A 16,198-nucleotide genomic window follows, 5' to 3' on the forward strand; every position below is an offset into this window, starting at 1 on the left:
GGTTCGAGGACGTGTCGGTGGGCATCAGGCGACGCTCCGGAGTGCTTCTGCCGGGCGGAGCCGGGAGGCCCGCCAGCCGCCGAGGACACCGGCGAGCAGCCCGCCGAGGATCGCCAGACCGATCGCGACGAGGATGATCTCGACGGTGACGGGGGCGTGCAGCACGACGTCGGTGGTCGAGGCCGTCTGTCCGCCGCCGAAGCCCCCCGCCCCGCCGAACCCACCCGAGGTCGCACCGGATCCGCTCGTGCCGGCGTTCGCCGCGCCGGTTGCGGCGGCCCCGGGGAACCCGCCGCCGGTGCCGGCGCCGCCACGGGCCCCGTTCGTGCCGGTGCTGGAGGCGCTGGCGGAGATGGTGGGAGCGATGACGTTGATGACGAGGATGCCGACCAGGCCCGCGACGGCTCCGACGACGCCGCCGATGATGCCCTGGACGAACGACTCCCCGGCGACCTGCCGGGTGATGCGGCCGTTGGACCAGCCGATGGCCTTCAGGGTGCCGAACTCGCGGGTGCGGCGGCTCACGCCGGAGATCGTGAACAGGATGGCGATGAGGAACGCGGCGGCGAGGACCACGATCGACAGCCAGGTGCCGAGGTTCGACACGAGGCTCGACGCGGTCGAGAGGGACCCGGACACGCTCGATGCGAGGTCGGCCTCGGTGGAGACGGTCGCCTTGGTGAGCTGCTTCTCGAGCGCGGTCTTGATGCTGCTGACGTCCGAGGACGACGTCGCGGAGACGTAGATCGTGGTGACCTTGCCGGTCTCGCTCGAGAGCTTCTGTGCGGTGTCGAGCGGGATGTACGAATCCGACGCGGTCGCGGAGTCGGACGACGTGGACGCCACGATGCCGACCACGGTGAACGTCGTGTCGCCGATCGAGATGGTGTCGCCGACGGTCTTCGACTGGCTCTTGGCGTACGTCTTGTCGAGCACGACGACGTCCTTGCCGGCGTCCGAGGCCGTGAGCGCCCGGCCCTTCGTGAGCTTCGCGCTCGTCAGCGGGCCGACCGTGCTGCTGCCGGTCGGGATGCCCGTGACCGTGAACTCGTCGACGCTGAAGTTCCCGCCGCCGAAACCGCCGCCCTCGCCGCCGGTGGGAGCCTCACGGGTGCCCGTTCCCGTACCGGTGCCCGACGAGCCCGAGGACGATCCCGGCTGCTGCGTGATCGAGCCGGAGAAGGTGCTGTTCGTGAGGTTGAGGACACCGGACGCGGCGGAGACGCCTGAGGTCGAGGTGACGGTCTTCACGGTGCTGTCCGACATGGCGGTGGTGCCGCGGGTGACCGACAGCCGCGACTTCGACAGCTTCGTGGTGCCGTCGCTGCCGGTGGCACCGCCGCTCTGGCCGAAGCCGAAACTCGGGCGGCCGCCGTCCGTGGTGGCGCTCGCGGTCTGCGTGACCGTGATGTCGGTGCCGACGCCGTACACGGACTGCAACACGCTGGACTGCGCTGCCTTCACGCCGCTCGAGATCGACGACACGATGATCACGAGCGCGATGGCCAACGCCATCCCGATCGCGATGATCACGGTCTGCTTCTTGCGGTTCGTGAGCTCGCGCCTGAGGTAGGTCAGGAACATGGTTCTCCTCGCAGGGGTCGGCGGGGAACACCGTCATGCTGTCGCAGGACGGGGCCGACGAGGAGACCGTAGGGAGGGGTGCTGTGCGCGGTGTTGCCCGCTCCTATGGGGTTCCCCAGTGCGGGCGACCTCGGCTCAGCACCTCACCCGACGAGACCGGACGCCTGCGCGACCGAGGGGACGGCCGGGCCGGGGAACACGTCGAGGACGAAGTCGTCCTCCTCGTGGTGCACGAGCGGTGACCGGGGCCAGCGCGCGCGGAGGCGGGCGTGCACGGCGTCGCCGTCGAGCGCAGCGTCGCCGATCGGGTGGCGCCAGTGGCATGCGACGAGGACCCCGTCCGGGTCGAGGGACCGGAACACCCGCTCGACCGTCGTTCCGAGGTCGGCGGCGCTCAGGTCGTGGCCGACCTCGGACAGCACGACGAGGTCGAAGCGCCCGTCCGGCCACTCCTGGGGGACGGTCATGCGGAGGAACGTCGCGCGCGGTGCCGTGCGGCGGGCCTGCTCGAGGGGTGCCCGGGCCATGTCGACGCCGAGCACCGCGTCCGTCCGCTCCGTGAGCTCACGGGTGAGGAACCCCGTCGCGCAGCCGATCTCGAGCGCGGACCGCCAGCGCTCCCGCGGGAGCGCCGCCATCGTGACGGCCCGCTTCCGGCGCTCGTACCAGTCGTGCTCGAAGTCCCGGCCGTCCGGTCGGCGCGCGGAGTGCGCCTCGGAGGACGCGCGGGTCCGCGAGCCGGACCCGTCCGGCGACGGCTGGTCCACCGGTCCGGGGTCGCCCCCGCCCGGTGCGGGGGGCGTCCTGGGGTCCTCCTCGGCGGGTGCTGCCGTCGTCCTGGAGTCCTCCCCAGCGGGTGCTGCCGTCGTTCCGGGCTCCTCGATGCTCGGCCGCTCGGTGGCGGCGATGCGGAAGAAGACCTCCTCCGCGCGCGTGAAGTGCTCGAGGTGACGGAGGTCGACGATCGCCTCGTCGCCCGGGGCGTCCGAGAGGGCGCCGACCTGCGATGCGTACATCGTGAGCGCGATGAACTTCCGCTCACGCAGCGCGGGCGGGACCGGGAGGGCCGTGACACGGTCCCACGGACCGCTCGCCGACGCGGGGTCGTCCCAGTGCCACATCCAGATCGGGTACTCGACGAGCGTCACGCCGTCGTGGGCGGCGGCGGCCTCCTCGGCCACCTCGCCCGCGGCGCGGTGGTCGCGGTCACCGTCACCCGTCCACGGCGCCGCGAGGAGGGTCGGGGTCGGCATGCCCGCGAGGACGTGGTCGAGCGCGTCACGCAGCGTCGAGCGGTGCTCGCGGAGCTCGCCGTCCGGCAGGCGGACGCGGGTGGCGCGGATGTCCGCCTGGAGCACCTGGAGCGCCGTCGCGAACTCGGACTCGCGGAGCGCGGCGAGCCGCTCGGGCGTGGTCGTCGGGGAGTCCGGGTGCGACCGCTCGCCGCGCGTGGCGAGCAGGACCCGTGCCGGCAACCCGAGTTCGGCGGCCGTCGCCAGCAGCCCCCCGGCGGCGAGGGTCTCGTCGTCCGGGTGGGGTGCGAGCACCACGACCGACGCGATCCCGTCGAGGTCGAGCCGCTCCGTCGTCCGCTCCGCGAGGAACGTCGTCCACGACGCGGGGTCGGTGCCGGGCTCCCGGTGGTCGAAGCTCACCATGTCAGTCCTCCTCGGTCGTGTCGGACGGGTGGTGCGCGGACGGCGCGGCGGTCGGGTGGAGCACCCTGCCACCGTACGCACGGAGGAGCGGCTGCGCCGCCGCCCGACAGATGTCGGGGATGCCGACGCCATCGCATCCACAGGCGGTCCTCCGGTCCTCCTCAGACCGCTCATAGGCGAGTCCAGATACTCGGAAGACGTGACCATCTCCCAGCCCTCAGCCGCTCCCCGTCTCACCCGTGCCGACGGCTCGCCGTTGCGCATCCTCGTCGTCGACGACGAGTCCAGCCTGACCGACCTGCTCTCCATGGCCCTGCGGTACGAGGGGTGGGACGTCACGAGCGCGAACGGCGGTCAGGACGCCCTGGCCAAGGCCCGCGAGTTCCGGCCGGACGCGATGGTGCTCGACGTGATGATGCCGGACCTCGACGGCCTCCAGGTCCTCAACCGACTCCGGCAGAACAACGACGACACCCCCGTCCTCTTCCTCACCGCGAAGGACAGCGTCGAGGACCGGGTGAGCGGGCTCACGGCGGGCGGCGACGACTACGTCACGAAGCCGTTCAGCCTGGAGGAGGTCGTGGCGCGGCTCCGCGGACTGATCCGACGGTCGCAGATCAGCATCGCCGAGGCCGGTGACTCCACGATCACCGTCGGCGACCTCGTGCTCGACGAGGAGTCGTACGAGGTGCACCGTGCCGGTCGGTCGATCGAACTCACCGCCACCGAGTTCGAGCTCCTCCGCTTCCTCATGCGGAACCCGCGACGCGTGCTCTCGAAGGCACAGATCCTCGACCGCGTCTGGAGCTACGACTTCGGTGGCAAGTCGAGCGTGGTCGAGATCTACATCTCGTACCTGCGCAAGAAGATCGACGCGGGCGAGACGCCGATGATCCACACGGTCCGCGGCGTCGGCTACGTCATCAAGCCGACGTCCTGACCGACGGGTGACCACGCCCGGACCGCCCCGACGAAGGCACCTCCACCCATGACGCTCCGTCGACGCCTCGTGCTCAGCATCGTCGCCCTCGTCGTCGCCGTGAGCGCGGTGATCGGCGCGGGCAGCATCATCGCGCTCGCGACCATCCAGACGACGAGCATCGACTCGCAGATCGAACATGCGACGGACCGGGCGCAGAGCCACCTGAACCAGGGCGGCGGCGGATTCGGAGGCGCGCCTCCCGACGATCTCGCCCGACCGGCGGGTCAAGCGGCCGGCACGCTCACGGCCGTGTACCTCAACGGGAACCGTGTCTTCAGCACGATCATCCAGGAGAGCGGCTCCATCAAGCAGCTCACCGCGGGCCAGGCGCAGACGCTCGCGCAGGCGACCGTGGGGAACGGGGCGCAGACCGTGCACCTCGGGGGCAGCGTCGGTGACTACCGGGTCGCCGCGGTCGCGACCACGAACGGCGTGCTCGTCGTCGGCCTGCCGATGGCCCCGGTCTACGCGAGCATCTGGAACCTCATCTGGGTGGTCGTCGTCGTGATGGTCGTCGCGCTCGTCGCCGCGAGCCTCGTCGCCACGTACGCCGTCCGCCGTTCCCTGCGCCCGCTCGAACGCGTCGCCGAGACCGCGACGACGGTCGCGCGCCTGCCCCTCGTCCGCGGCGACCAGCTCGCCGACGTGCGGGTGCCGCAGCAGGACACCGACCCGCGGACCGAGGTCGGGCGCGTCGGCACCGCCTTCAACCGCATGCTCGGCCACATCGGCGACGCCATGCGTGCCCGTGAGGCCAGCGAGGACAAGGTCCGGCAGTTCGTCGCCGACGCGTCGCACGAGCTCCGGACCCCGTTGGCCTCCATCCGCGGGTACGCCGAACTGACGCGGCGCATGTCCGTCGACCTGCCCGACGACGTCGTGTACGCCATGAGTCGCGTGGAGGCCGAGTCCGTCCGGATGACCGGGATGGTCGAGGACCTGCTGCTGCTCGCCCGACTCGACGAGGGGCGCGAGATCCAGTTCGACGACGTCGACCTGACCGGGCTCGTCCTCGACGCCGTGAACGACGCACACGCCGCCAGTCCCGGCCATCTCATCGACGTGGACGTGCCGGACGAGCCCGTCGTGGTGCTCGGCGACGCCGCACGGTTGCACCAGGTGGTCGTCAACCTCGTCACGAACGCCCGCACGCACACCCCGGACGGCACCCGGATCACGGTCGGGATCGCGACCGGGCCGGAGGGGGTGGACCTGACCGTCCGCGACACAGGACAGGGAATCGACCCCGCGTTCCTGCCGAAGATGTTCGAGCGGTTCGCGCGTGCCGACAGCTCGCGGAGCCGGACCGCCGGATCGACCGGCCTCGGGCTCGCGATCGTCGACGCGGTCGTCCAGGCCCACGGCGGCGTCGTGTCCGTCCGGAGTGTCCCGGGCGACACGGTGTTCACGGTCCGTCTGCCGGCGGTGCCGTCGAGCCCGGACGACCTGCGCCGATCGGGAGTCGCCGCGTCGGGCGCGTGAGCGGTCGTCCGCCGGTTGTGGCCCTGCGGCGGGACTGGTACGCTTCCGGAAGCCAAAGACCGCCGGTTGCCGCCGTGCCTGCACAGTTCCCACTGTCGCTGGTGTGGTGGCCGAAGGTCCTCGTCCGACGAGGCAGCCCGCGCAGGTGTTCCGAACCGCTCACACGCCTCGCGTGGGTCCAGCTCCGAGCCTCTGCGCCGGAGCTTTTTTCGTGTTCGGGACCGGGGGCTGCCGGCACAGACCCTAAGGAGAGCCATGGCGAACAAGGAAGCTGCGGTCGCCGAGCTGTCGGATCACTTCCGCAACTCGAACGCCGTCCTGCTGACCGAGTACCGCGGTCTCACGGTTGCCCAGCTCAAGCAGCTGCGGACTGACATCCGCGAGCACGCCACGTACGCCGTGGTGAAGAACACGCTCACGAAGATCGCTGCCAACGAGGCGGGCATCTCGTCGTTCGACGACGAGCTGGCCGGTCCGTCCGCGATCGCCTTCGTGCACGGTGACACCGTCGCCGTCGCGAAGTCGCTGCGTGCATTCGCCAAGGCGAACCCTCAGCTCGTGGTCAAGGGGGGGTACTTCGACGGTAACCCCCTGACCGCTTCTGAGGTGGACAAGCTCGCCGACCTCGAGTCGCGGGAGGTGCTGCTCGGCAAGCTGGCCGGCGCCTTCAAGGCATCGCTGTTCGGCGCCGCGTACCTGTTCAACGCGCCCCTCTCGCAGGCCGTCCGCACCGTCGAGGCACTGCGCGAGAAGCAGGAGTCCGCAGCCTGATCGGGCCTGCGGTAGACAACCACACCACGTAGCAAGGAGAGAACAATGGCCAAGCTGTCCCAGGACGAGCTCATCGACGCCTTCAAGGAGCTCACGCTCATCGAGCTCTCGGACTTCGTCAAGAAGTTCGAGGAGGTCTTCGAGGTCACCGCCGCCGCTCCCGTCGCCGTCGCCGCCGCTGGTGGCGCGGGCGCCGCCCCGGCCGAGGAGGTCGAGGAGAAGACGGAGTTCGACGTCGTGCTCGAGTCCGCCGGCGACAAGAAGATCCAGGTCATCAAGGAGGTGCGCGCCCTCACGAGCCTCGGCCTCGGCGAGGCGAAGGCGCTCGTCGACGGTGCCCCCGCGAACGTCCTCGAGGGCGTCAACAAGGAGACCGCCGACAAGGCCGCCGACCAGCTCAAGGGCGCCGGCGCGACCGTCACGGTCAAGTAAGACCCCTCGGTACCGCTCGCACGGAGGCCGTCGTCCCCTCGGGGACGGCGGCCTCCGTCGTTCCCGGGCCACGCACCGCCCGTCGTCGCCGGGCGCCACACGCGCACGCTCACCGACGGTGCGACGGCGCCCGTCCGCGTCGGCGCGCGCGACTACCCTGGACCCTCATGACGAGGATCGCGCCGTGAGCCGGATGGACGCCGTCGCCGGCGGCGGTGGCATGCGGGGCGGTGGCGGGGGCGGACCCATGCGCGGCAACCGGATCTCGAGCGGCGACCCGGACGCCCAGCGGGCCATGAACGCGGCAGCGCCGAAGATCCCCGACCTGCTCGGTCGCATCGCGGGGCTGTTCCGGCCGCATCGCACGGCGATCATCGGGACCGTCGTGCTCGTGCTCCTCGGGGCGGCGCTCAGCGTGATCCCGCCGCTGCTCACCCAGAAGGCGTTCGACCTCGGCCTCTTCCCCCGGTCCGGACATCCCGACCTGCCCGTGCTCGGATGGCTCGTCGCGGGCATGGTCGCGCTGTGGATCGCGTCGGCGGGGCTCGGCGTCTGGCAGACCTACCTGACCGCGACGGTCGGCAACCGGGTGATGGGTGCCATGCGCACGCAGCTGTTCGGTCACCTGCAGCGCATGGAACTCGCGTTCTTCACGCGCACGAAGACCGGTGTCATCCAGTCGCGCCTCCAGAACGACGTCGGTGGGGTCGCGAGCGTCCTCAACAACACCATCTCGTCCGTCCTCGGCAACACCGTGACCGTGATCGCCGCCGTCGTCGCGATGGTGCTGCTCAGTTGGCAGATGACGATCGTCGCGGTCGTGCTCCTGCCGCTGCTGGTGATCGCGCAGCGTCGCGTCGGCCGGGTCCGCGCCCGCATCGCCGCCGAGACGCAGGAGTCCCTGTCGGACATGACGGCGATCACCCAGGAGGCCCTGAGCGTGTCGGGCATCCTGCTCGCCAAGAGCTTCAACCGCCAGGGCGCCGAGATCGACCGGTACGAGGCCGAGAACCGCAACCAGATCCGCCTGCAGGTACGTCAGCAGATGTCCGGGCAGTGGTTCTTCGCGATCGTGCAGATCTTCCTGTCCGTGATCCCGGCGATCATCTACCTCGTCGCGGCCTGGCTCATCGTCGGTGGTGTGCCCGTCACCGCCGGGACGATCGTCGCGTTCACCACCGTGCAGTCGCGGCTCTTGTTCCCGACGGTCGGGTTGCTCCGCGTCGTGCTCGACCTGCAGACGTCCGGGGCGCTGTTCGCGCGCATCTTCGAGTACCTCGACCTGCGGCCGGCCATCACCGACCCGGCGGATCCCGTCCCCGTGGACGAGTCGCGGATCGGCGCGCTCGCGTTCGAGGACGTCACGTTCGTCTACCCGGACGGCGACCCGGACGAGCCGACTCTCCGTGGGTTGTCGTTCGACCTCGAGCCGGGACGTTTCGCCGCGTTCGTCGGACCGTCGGGCGCCGGCAAGACCACGATCTCGTACCTCGTGCCCCGGTTGTACGACGCGACGACGGGCACGGTCCGGTTCGCTGGCACCGACGTCCGCGCGATCGCGCAGGACGACCTGGTGCGGCACGTCGGCGTCGTGAGCCAGGAGACCTACCTGTTCCACGCGACGATCGCCGACAACCTCCGCTACGCCAAGCCGGACGCGACCGACGACGAGCTCCGCGCGGCCGCCCGTGCCGCCAACATCGACGCGACGATCCAGTCGTTCCCCGACGGCTACGCGACCGTCGTGGGGGAGCGCGGCTACCGACTCTCCGGCGGCGAGAAGCAGCGCATCGCGATCGCGCGCGTCCTGCTCAAGGACCCGCCGGTGCTCGTGCTCGACGAGGCGACGAGCGCGCTCGACTCCATCTCGGAGCGGGTGGTGCAGGACGCCCTGGACGCGGCCGCCCGCGGTCGGACGACGATCGCGATCGCGCACCGGTTGTCCACCGTGCGGGACGCCGACGTCATCTTCGTCGTCGACCACGGCCGGATCGTCGAACGCGGCGACCACGAGGAGCTCCTGGCACTCGGCGGTGTCTACGCGGCGCTGCACCGTCAGCAGAACGAGCCGGTGGTCGCCGCTGCCCAGGGCGTCGAGGCCTGAACGCAGGGTCTCGGGAGGCGCGGCGCCGCGGGAGACCCGTGCGACGTCCGCTGCCGGGGGCGTTCGCCGACCTGCCAGGTCATGCGGCAGGGGCACGACGTACACTCGATGACCGTGCGCTACGCCAACTCCGTCATCGACCTGGTCGGGAACACCCCGCTCGTCCGCCTCAACTCGGTGACGGCGGGGATCGCCGCGACCGTCCTCGTCAAGGTCGAGTACTTCAACCCGGGTGGCTCGGCCAAGGACCGCATCGCCACCCGGATCATGGACGACGCCGAGGCGAAGGGGCAGCTCGGACCGGGCGGCACGATCGTCGAGCCCACGAGCGGCAACACCGGCGTCGGTCTGGCGCTGGTCGCCCAGCAGCGTGGGTACCGGTGCGTCTTCGTCCTCCCCGACAAGGTCGGCGAGGACAAGCGCAACGTCCTCACCGCCTACGGTGCCGAGATCGTCATCACCCCGACCGCCGTGCCGCCGGAGCACCCCGAGTCCTACTACTCGGTCTCCGACCGCCTGGTGCAGGAGATCCCCGGCGCGTTCAAACCGAACCAGTACGCCAACCCGAACGGGCCGCGCAGCCACTACGAGACGACCGGCCCCGAGATCTGGCGGGACACCGACGGGACGATCACGCACTTCGTCGCGGGCGTCGGAACCGGCGGCACGATCAGCGGGACGGGACGGTACCTCAAGGAGGTCTCGGAGGGCGGCGTGCGCATCGTCGGTGCGGACCCCGAGGGCAGCGTCTACTCCGGCGGCACCGGACGCCCGTACCTCGTCGAGGGTGTCGGTGAGGACTTCTGGCCGCCCGCCTACGACGGCAGCGTCGTCGACGAGGTCATCGCGGTCTCGGACGCGGAGTCGTTCGCGATGACCCGCCGCCTCGCCCGCGAGGAGGGCCTGCTCGTCGGTGGCTCCAGCGGCATGGCCGTCGTGGCCGCCCTCCGTGCCGCGCGCGATCTCGGACCGGACGACGTCGTCGTCGTGCTCCTGCCGGACGGGGGCCGTGGCTACCTCGGCAAGATCTTCAACGAGCGCTGGATGCGCTCGTACGGGTTCGTCGAGACCGAGGACGAGCGCACGGTCGGCGCACTCCTGCAGGCCAAGACCGGCGCCCTGCCGGACCTCGTGCACGCCCACCCGTCGGACACCGTGCGCGACGTCATCGACATCATGAAGACGTACGGGGTCTCGCAGATGCCGGTGCTCTCGGCCGAGCCGCCCGTCGTCATCGGCGAGGTCGTCGGCGCGATCGAGGAGCAGGAGCTGCTCGAGGCCGTGTTCACGGGCGCGGCCCGCATGACCGACTCGCTGTCGGCCTCGGTCGGCGACCCGCTGCCGATCATCGGCGTCGGTGAGTCCGTCACGGCTGCCCGCCGTGCGCTCGAGGACACGAACGCCCTGCTCGTCGTCGAGGACGGCAAGCCCGTCTCGGTCGTCACCCGCCACGACCTGCTCGCGTTCCTGTCCGCGTAGCCGTTCCCGGCCCCGCTGGGCAGCCCCGCCGTGGAGCCGTCCGACCATCCACCCCGCCGTCATCACCAGGAGTCACCCCATGGCCGAGTTCTCCACCCGCGCGATCCACTCCGGGCAGGAGCCCGACGAGCGCACCGGTGCGGTGGTCCCGCCCGTGTTCCTCACCTCGACGTTCGTGCAGGACGGCATCGGGCGGATGCGCAACGGGTACGAGTACTCACGGTCCGGCAACCCCACACGTGACTCCCTGCAGGAGCAACTCGCCGACCTCGACGGCGGCGTCCGGGCGTTGTCGTTCTCGTCCGGCCTCGCCGCCGAGGACGCCCTGCTCCGCGCCGTCCTCGCGCCGGGCGCCCACGTCGTGATGGGCAACGACGTCTACGGCGGCACCCACCGCCTCGTGAACCGCCTGCACGTGCCGTGGGGGGTCGAGCTCACCACCGTCGAGATGAGCGACCTCGACGCGGTGCGCGCCGTCCTCCAGGCAGGGGAGCCCGGGCGCACGGTCGTGCTCTGGGTCGAGACGCCGACGAACCCCCTGATGAAGATCGTCGACATCGCCGCGCTCGCCGCGATCGGGCACGAGGTCGGCGCACTCGTCGTCGTCGACAACACGTTCGCGTCCCCGTACCTCCAGCAGCCGCTCGCGCTCGGTGCCGACGTCGTCGCGTACTCCACCACCAAGTACCTCGGTGGCCACTCGGACGTCGTGGGCGGTGCGATCGTGCTGCGCGACGAGGAGCTCGCCGAGCGCGTCGGCTTCGTGCAGTTCGCCGCAGGAGCGATCTCCGGGCCCATGGACGCCTGGCTGACGACCCGGGGCATCAAGACGCTGGCGGTCCGGATGGAACGGCACTCGGCGAACGCGCAGGCCGTCGCCGAGGCGCTCGTCGGGCACCCGGCGGTCGAGCGGGTGTTCTACCCGGGCCTCGAGTCCCACCCGGGTCACGCGATCGCGGCGAAGCAGATGCGCGGGTTCGGCGGCATGCTGTCGATTGCGCTGACGGGTGGTCCGGAGGCCGCACGCCGGTTCGCCGAGTCCACCGAGGTGTTCCAGCTCGCGGAGTCGCTCGGTGGTGTCGAGTCGCTCATCGGATACCCGAGCGAGATGACCCACGCCTCGGTCAAGGGCACCGAGCTCGCGGTGCCCGAGCACGTGGTCCGCCTGTCGGTCGGCATCGAGGACGTCGCCGACCTCGTGGCCGACGTCGAGCAGGCCCTGACGCGGTGACCCTCCCGCCCGGGCGCGCGGCGATGCCGGAGCGTGCGGGCATCCTGGGACGCGGATACGTCCTGCCGACCGTCGGCATGGTCGCGATCGTCGCCGTCAGCGCGTTCCAGAACCTGGCGATGGCCACGATCATGCCGGTGATCAGCCGCGACCTCGACGGCGAGGCGCTGTACTCGCTGGCCTTCGCCGCGCCGCTCGCCGCAGGGGTGCCGGGCATGGTGGTGGCCGGCACCTGGGCGGACCGGTCGGGGGCACGCGTGGTCACGATCGTCTCCGCGCTGCTCTTCGCGCTCGGGACGGCGATCGTGGCCCTGGCGGGGTCGATGCCGGTGTTCCTCGGCGGACGCCTCGTCGAGGGCTTCGGCGCGGGGGCCCTCACGGTCGTGCTGTACGTCATCGTGTCGCGGATCTACCCCGAGTACCTGCACGGACGGATCTTCGCGGGCTTCGCCGGCGCGTGGGTCGTGCCGGGCCTCGTCGGTCCGGCGGCCGCCGGTGTCGTGACGGACACGTGGGGCTGGCACTGGGTGTTCGTCGGCGCGCTCGTCATCGCCGTCGGTTCGTTCGTCCTCCTGCTGCCGAGCCTCCGGCGTCTCCCGGTCCCCGACGTCGCGGACCGCCCAGCGTGGCCGGCCCCGCGCATCGCCTGGTCCGCCGTCGCGGCCGTCGCGGTGCTCGGGCTCAACACCGCCCCGGACCTCGCCGGCGCACTCGGGCCCCTCGTGCTCGCCGTCGGACTCGTGGTCGCGGTGGTCGGGCTGCGCCCCCTGCTGCCGGTGGGGACGTTCCGGGTCGCACCGGGCCTCCCGGCCGTCGTCGTGATGCGCGCCGTCGCCGGCGCCGCCTACATGGGCAGCGAGGTGTACCTGCCGTACCTGCTCCAGGCGCACCACGGGTTCAGCCCGTCGGCGGCCGGTGTCACCCTGACCCTGGCGGCGATCAGCTGGGCCGCCGCGAGCTGGGCCCACGGCCGGATCCCGGAACGGGTGCTCACGGCGCGCCGCACCTTCAGCATCGGACTGACGCTCGTGGCGCTCGGGCTGCTCGCCGCGTTCGTCGTCGCCGTCACCGGTGTCCTGCCGGTCGTGATGATCGCCGGGTGGTTCGTGGCGGGTGCCGGCATGGGGATCGTCTACCCGCGGACCTCGATGCTCACACTCCGGCTCAGTGACCGCGCGGACCAGGGATCCGCGAGTTCCGCCCTGGCGATCGGGGACGCCGCCGGCGCGGTCATGGGGCTCGCGATCACGGGCGTCGCCTTCACGGCGTTCGGGGGTCGGGCGGCCACCGTGTCGTTCGCGGTGGTGTTCGGCGCGATGACGCTCGTGGCGCTCGCCGGCCTGGCCCTCGTCCGCCGCGTCGGGCCCGTGCCCGCCCCACGCGGGTGACGGAGCGGGCGACGCGGCGGTGCCGGCCGTCCCGCCGTGTGTAGCGTGGGGCGCCGGACGACCAGGGAGGACGTGATGCGGCGGGGCAGGACGGTGGCCGTGGTGACGCGGTGCGTCATCCTCGCCGCGGTGGTCGCGGTCGGGCCCGCCGCCTGCGCGGCGGAGGACGGCACGACCCCGACGCCGGTGCGGAGCACGGACCTCACGGGGGCCGACGGCGGGTTCGACGAGCACGCGCGCATCGCCGTCGTGATGCCGGCGGGCGCATCCCCCAGCGGCACGCGCGGAGCCAGGGCCGACGCGACCCCCGGCGCGACGGAGCCCGGCGCGATCGCCACACCCACGCCCGGACTCGACGGGGCCTTCCGATCCGCGCTCACTGCATCCGGCTACGTGCCGGACGTGCGCATCGCCTCCCGTCCGGACGCGCAGTCCGCGGCGATCGTCGCCGCGGCGATGGCCGGGGCGAAGGTGGTCGTGGTCGAAGCGGTCGACCCGACGGCGTTGGCCGCGGCGGTCCAGCGCGCGCAGGACGCGGGCGCGGTGGTGGTCGCGATCGGGGAACCCCTGCGGAAGGGGGGCGCGTCACGGCCGGTCGTCTCGGACTTCCGGCTCCCGGTGGGGAGCAGCGATGCCGACCTCGTCCGCCGAGTGGTCCGGCTCACCGACCGGCTCCAGGAGGGACGCCGCCCGTCCGGGGAGTGAGCGTCGTCGGACCATCGTCCGGCGACGGGCATCCGTGGCACGCCCCGGCTGGTGGCTGGTGGCTGGTGGCTGGTGGCTGGTGGCAGCTGGCAGGGGCCCGGATCGCTCTGGGCGTCCTCCCAGCCGTGCTGCCCACCGATCGCATCGTCGCCTGCCTCCGCGCGGCGCGGCGCTGTGTGTCCGCTCAGGGTCCGGACCGCGCCCGGGGCACGGCGACCGTCCCGCGATGTGCTGACTGTCCTGCCGGGGACCCCCCAGATTAGGGTCAGCACACGAATCTCCTGGAGCTCCCTGGGTCTCCTGGACAACGGTCAGAGAGGACAGTAGTGCCAACTCCCAAACTCACCCCTCATCGACGAGTCCTCGTCGGTGTCATCGCCGCGGCGTGCGTCGCCGGCACCTCGCTCCTCGCCGCGACCCCCGCCAACGCGGCCACCCGTGCGCCGCTGGGCAACTCCGTCCCGTCGTGGGCGACCCACGCGAACGACAGCGGGACCGTCGCCGCCGACACGAGCGTGGAGGGCGAGGTCTACCTGCCGCTCCGCGACCTGGCCGGGGCGACCGCCCTCGCCACGGCGGTGTCGACGCCCGGCAACCCGCAGTACCGCACGCCGCTGTCGCCAGCCGCGTGGATCGCGAAGTACGCGCCCACCAAGGCCGACGTCGACCAGGTGACGAGCTACCTGCGCGCGCAGGGCCTGACGATCTCGGGCGTCCCCGCGAGCCACCAGTACGTGGTCTTCCGCGGTCCCGCTGCCACGGTCCAGAGCGTCATGGGCACGACGCTCCACGAGTACCGCCACGACGGTCGCTCGCTCGTCGCGCCGTCCTCCACGCCGTCCCTGCCGACCGCGATCGCGGCGAAGGTCTCCGGTGTCAGCGTCGACCAGGGCCGGTTCACCACGCGTCCCGAGATCGTCGGCCAGGGGCAGACGCCCGCCGCCACCACACCGTCGCACGTGTTCGCTCAGTCGACCACGGCGCCGGCCGCGGTGAACGCGCAGTGCTCGGCCTACACGGGGCAGCACACCGCGACCGTCCCGGCCGCGTACGGCACGACGACCGTCGACACCTTCAACTGCGGCTACATCCCGTCGCAGCTGCGGTCCGCCTACGGTGTCTCGGCGCTCGAGGCACGGGGCGTCCAGGGCCAGGGGCAGACCGTCGCGATCATCGACGCGTACGCGTCGCCGACGATCATCCACGACACGAACACCTACTCGGCCAGCCACGGTGAGCCCCAGCTGACGAGCAGCACGTTCTCGCAGAAGATCCCGTCGGTGTCGCAGTTCACCGACCAGGAGGCCTGCGCGGAGCCGAGCGGCTGGCAGGGCGAGGAGACGCTCGACGTCGAGTCCGTGCACGCGGTCGCGCCCGCGGCGTCGATCCTGTACGTCGGTGGCACGAACTGCGGCGGGGGCCTGGACATCGCGATGTCCCGGATCCTCGACGGCGGCCTGGCCGACATCGTCAGCAACAGCTACGGCAACACCGGCGAGGACGTTCCGCTGTCGACCCTGCAGGGCGAGGAGAACATCCAGCTGCAGGCCGCCGGCGAGGGCATCGGCCTGTACTTCTCGAGCGGTGACAACGGCGACGAGACGGCGGCCCTCGGGCAGCCCGAGCCCGACTTCCCGGCCTCGTCCCCGTGGGTCACGGCGGTCGGCGGGACGAGCCTCGGCATCGACGCGTCGGGTCGCAAGGCCTACGAGACCGGCTGGGGGGACACGCTCGACAAGATCGTGTCGACGAACGGCACGGACTCCTACGCGGCACCGCTGCCCGGCAACCTGTTCGGTGGCGGCGCGGGTGGCGGTGCGAGCACGTACTTCGCCCAGCCGAGCTACCAGAAGGGCATCGTCCCCGCCGGTCTCGCGAACGGCAAGCGCGTCTCGCCCGACCTCGGGGCGCTGGCCGACCCGTACACCGGGTTCTCGATCGGCATCCGTCCGATCAAGGACGACAGCACGCTCGCCGCGGCGGCCTACGAGACCGAGACCTACGGTGGGACCTCGCTCGCGTCGCCGATCACGGCGGCCCTGATGGCGCTCGTCCAGCAGACGACCCACTCGCGGATCGGGTTCGCGAACCCGACGCTCTACGCGGTCGACCGCGTGGCCCCGTCGCTGTTCAACGACGTGACCCCGCCAGCCTCGCCGATCGCGCTGGCGTACACGAGTGCCACGAGCGGGAACAGCTACCTGGTCACGCTCAACACGGACACGTCGCTCACGACCGCGCGCGGCTACGACGACGTCACCGGCCTCGGCTCGGTGTCGTTCGACCTGCTCACCGCGCTCGCGAAGGCGAAGGTCTAGTCGACCGGTCCGACGCACCTCCGCGGGTGCACGAGACGCCGGGTCCCCACGAGGGGCCCGGCGT

At 71.8% G+C, this 16,198-nt stretch carries 12 protein-coding genes; 10 read left to right on the forward strand and 2 right to left on the reverse strand.

What is annotated here, in order from left to right; genetic code table 11:
* Positions 1–24: 24 nt before the first annotated feature.
* Together DEI81_RS05145 and DEI81_RS05150 are read right to left on the reverse strand one after the other, a co-directional pair.
* Positions 25–1,584, reverse strand: coding sequence for an ABC transporter permease (locus tag DEI81_RS05145; RefSeq protein ID WP_111009452.1), 1,560 nt, complete (start codon positions 1,582–1,584; stop codon positions 25–27).
* 143 nt (positions 1,585–1,727) lie between these two features.
* Positions 1,728–3,242, reverse strand: coding sequence for a bifunctional PIG-L family deacetylase/class I SAM-dependent methyltransferase (locus tag DEI81_RS05150; RefSeq protein WP_181435329.1), 1,515 nt, complete (start codon positions 3,240–3,242; stop codon positions 1,728–1,730).
* Positions 3,243–3,441: 199 nt separating this feature from the next.
* Here DEI81_RS05150 and DEI81_RS05155 point away from each other — a divergent pair, with 199 nt between their 5' ends.
* From DEI81_RS05155 to DEI81_RS05200, 10 genes are all read left to right on the forward strand, one after another.
* A complete protein-coding gene (locus DEI81_RS05155) occupies positions 3,442–4,182 on the forward strand; it encodes a response regulator transcription factor (RefSeq protein ID WP_111009454.1) in 741 nt (246 codons plus the stop codon).
* A 48-nt stretch (positions 4,183–4,230) separates the two neighbouring features.
* Positions 4,231–5,706 carry a cell wall metabolism sensor histidine kinase WalK gene (locus tag DEI81_RS05160; RefSeq protein ID WP_111009455.1) on the forward strand — a complete coding sequence of 492 codons (1,476 nt, stop codon included), beginning with the start codon at positions 4,231–4,233 and terminating at the stop codon, positions 5,704–5,706.
* Between the two features lie 255 nt (positions 5,707–5,961).
* Positions 5,962–6,477: a 50S ribosomal protein L10 gene (gene rplJ / locus DEI81_RS05165; protein ID WP_111009456.1), complete on the forward strand. Its 516-nt coding sequence runs from the start codon at positions 5,962–5,964 to the stop codon at positions 6,475–6,477.
* 45 nt (positions 6,478–6,522) lie between these two features.
* Positions 6,523–6,909, forward strand: coding sequence for a 50S ribosomal protein L7/L12 (gene rplL, locus DEI81_RS05170; RefSeq protein WP_111009457.1), 387 nt, complete (start codon positions 6,523–6,525; stop codon positions 6,907–6,909).
* A 193-nt stretch (positions 6,910–7,102) separates the two neighbouring features.
* Entirely contained in the window at positions 7,103–9,013 is a 1,911-nt protein-coding gene (locus DEI81_RS05175) for an ABC transporter ATP-binding protein (protein ID WP_181434864.1), read from the forward strand.
* Between the two features lie 114 nt (positions 9,014–9,127).
* Complete coding sequence (locus DEI81_RS05180; protein WP_111009618.1) at positions 9,128–10,492, forward strand: cystathionine beta-synthase; 1,365 nt, start codon at positions 9,128–9,130, stop codon at positions 10,490–10,492.
* Positions 10,493–10,571: 79 nt separating this feature from the next.
* Positions 10,572–11,723: a cystathionine gamma-synthase gene (locus tag DEI81_RS05185; protein WP_111009458.1), complete on the forward strand. Its 1,152-nt coding sequence runs from the start codon at positions 10,572–10,574 to the stop codon at positions 11,721–11,723.
* Positions 11,720–13,111 (forward strand): MFS transporter, encoded by a 1,392-nt coding sequence (locus tag DEI81_RS05190; RefSeq protein ID WP_111009459.1) that lies wholly within the window; start codon positions 11,720–11,722, stop codon positions 13,109–13,111. Before DEI81_RS05185 ends, DEI81_RS05190 begins: the two co-directional genes overlap by 4 nt.
* A gap of 75 nt (positions 13,112–13,186) precedes the next feature.
* Complete coding sequence (locus tag DEI81_RS05195; protein ID WP_111009460.1) at positions 13,187–13,816, forward strand: substrate-binding domain-containing protein; 630 nt, start codon at positions 13,187–13,189, stop codon at positions 13,814–13,816.
* A 326-nt stretch (positions 13,817–14,142) separates the two neighbouring features.
* The gene (locus tag DEI81_RS05200; protein WP_258368511.1) at positions 14,143–16,134 is read left to right on the forward strand and encodes a protease pro-enzyme activation domain-containing protein; all 1,992 of its coding nucleotides are present in this window, start codon (positions 14,143–14,145) and stop codon (positions 16,132–16,134) included.
* Positions 16,135–16,198 lie beyond the last annotated feature (64 nt).

Source organism: Curtobacterium sp. MCBD17_013, from assembly GCF_003234565.1.
GTDB lineage: Bacteria > Actinomycetota > Actinomycetes > Actinomycetales > Microbacteriaceae > Curtobacterium.

What these genes read in the sequence shown, in the direction of transcription:
- DEI81_RS05175 (WP_181434864.1), top strand. Translation starts at nt 7,103, where the DNA reads ATGGACGCCGTCGCCGGCGGCGGTGGCATGCGGGGCGGTGGCGGGGGC.
- DEI81_RS05185 (WP_111009458.1), top strand. Translation starts at nt 10,572, where the DNA reads ATGGCCGAGTTCTCCACCCGCGCGATCCACTCCGGGCAGGAGCCCGAC.
- rplJ (WP_111009456.1), top strand. Translation starts at nt 5,962, where the DNA reads ATGGCGAACAAGGAAGCTGCGGTCGCCGAGCTGTCGGATCACTTCCGC.
- DEI81_RS05195 (WP_111009460.1), top strand. Translation starts at nt 13,187, where the DNA reads ATGCGGCGGGGCAGGACGGTGGCCGTGGTGACGCGGTGCGTCATCCTC.
- rplL (WP_111009457.1), top strand. Translation starts at nt 6,523, where the DNA reads ATGGCCAAGCTGTCCCAGGACGAGCTCATCGACGCCTTCAAGGAGCTC.
- DEI81_RS05160 (WP_111009455.1), top strand. Translation starts at nt 4,231, where the DNA reads ATGACGCTCCGTCGACGCCTCGTGCTCAGCATCGTCGCCCTCGTCGTC.
- DEI81_RS05150 (WP_181435329.1), bottom strand. Translation starts at nt 3,242, where the DNA reads ATGGTGAGCTTCGACCACCGGGAGCCCGGCACCGACCCCGCGTCGTGG.
- DEI81_RS05145 (WP_111009452.1), bottom strand. Translation starts at nt 1,584, where the DNA reads ATGTTCCTGACCTACCTCAGGCGCGAGCTCACGAACCGCAAGAAGCAG.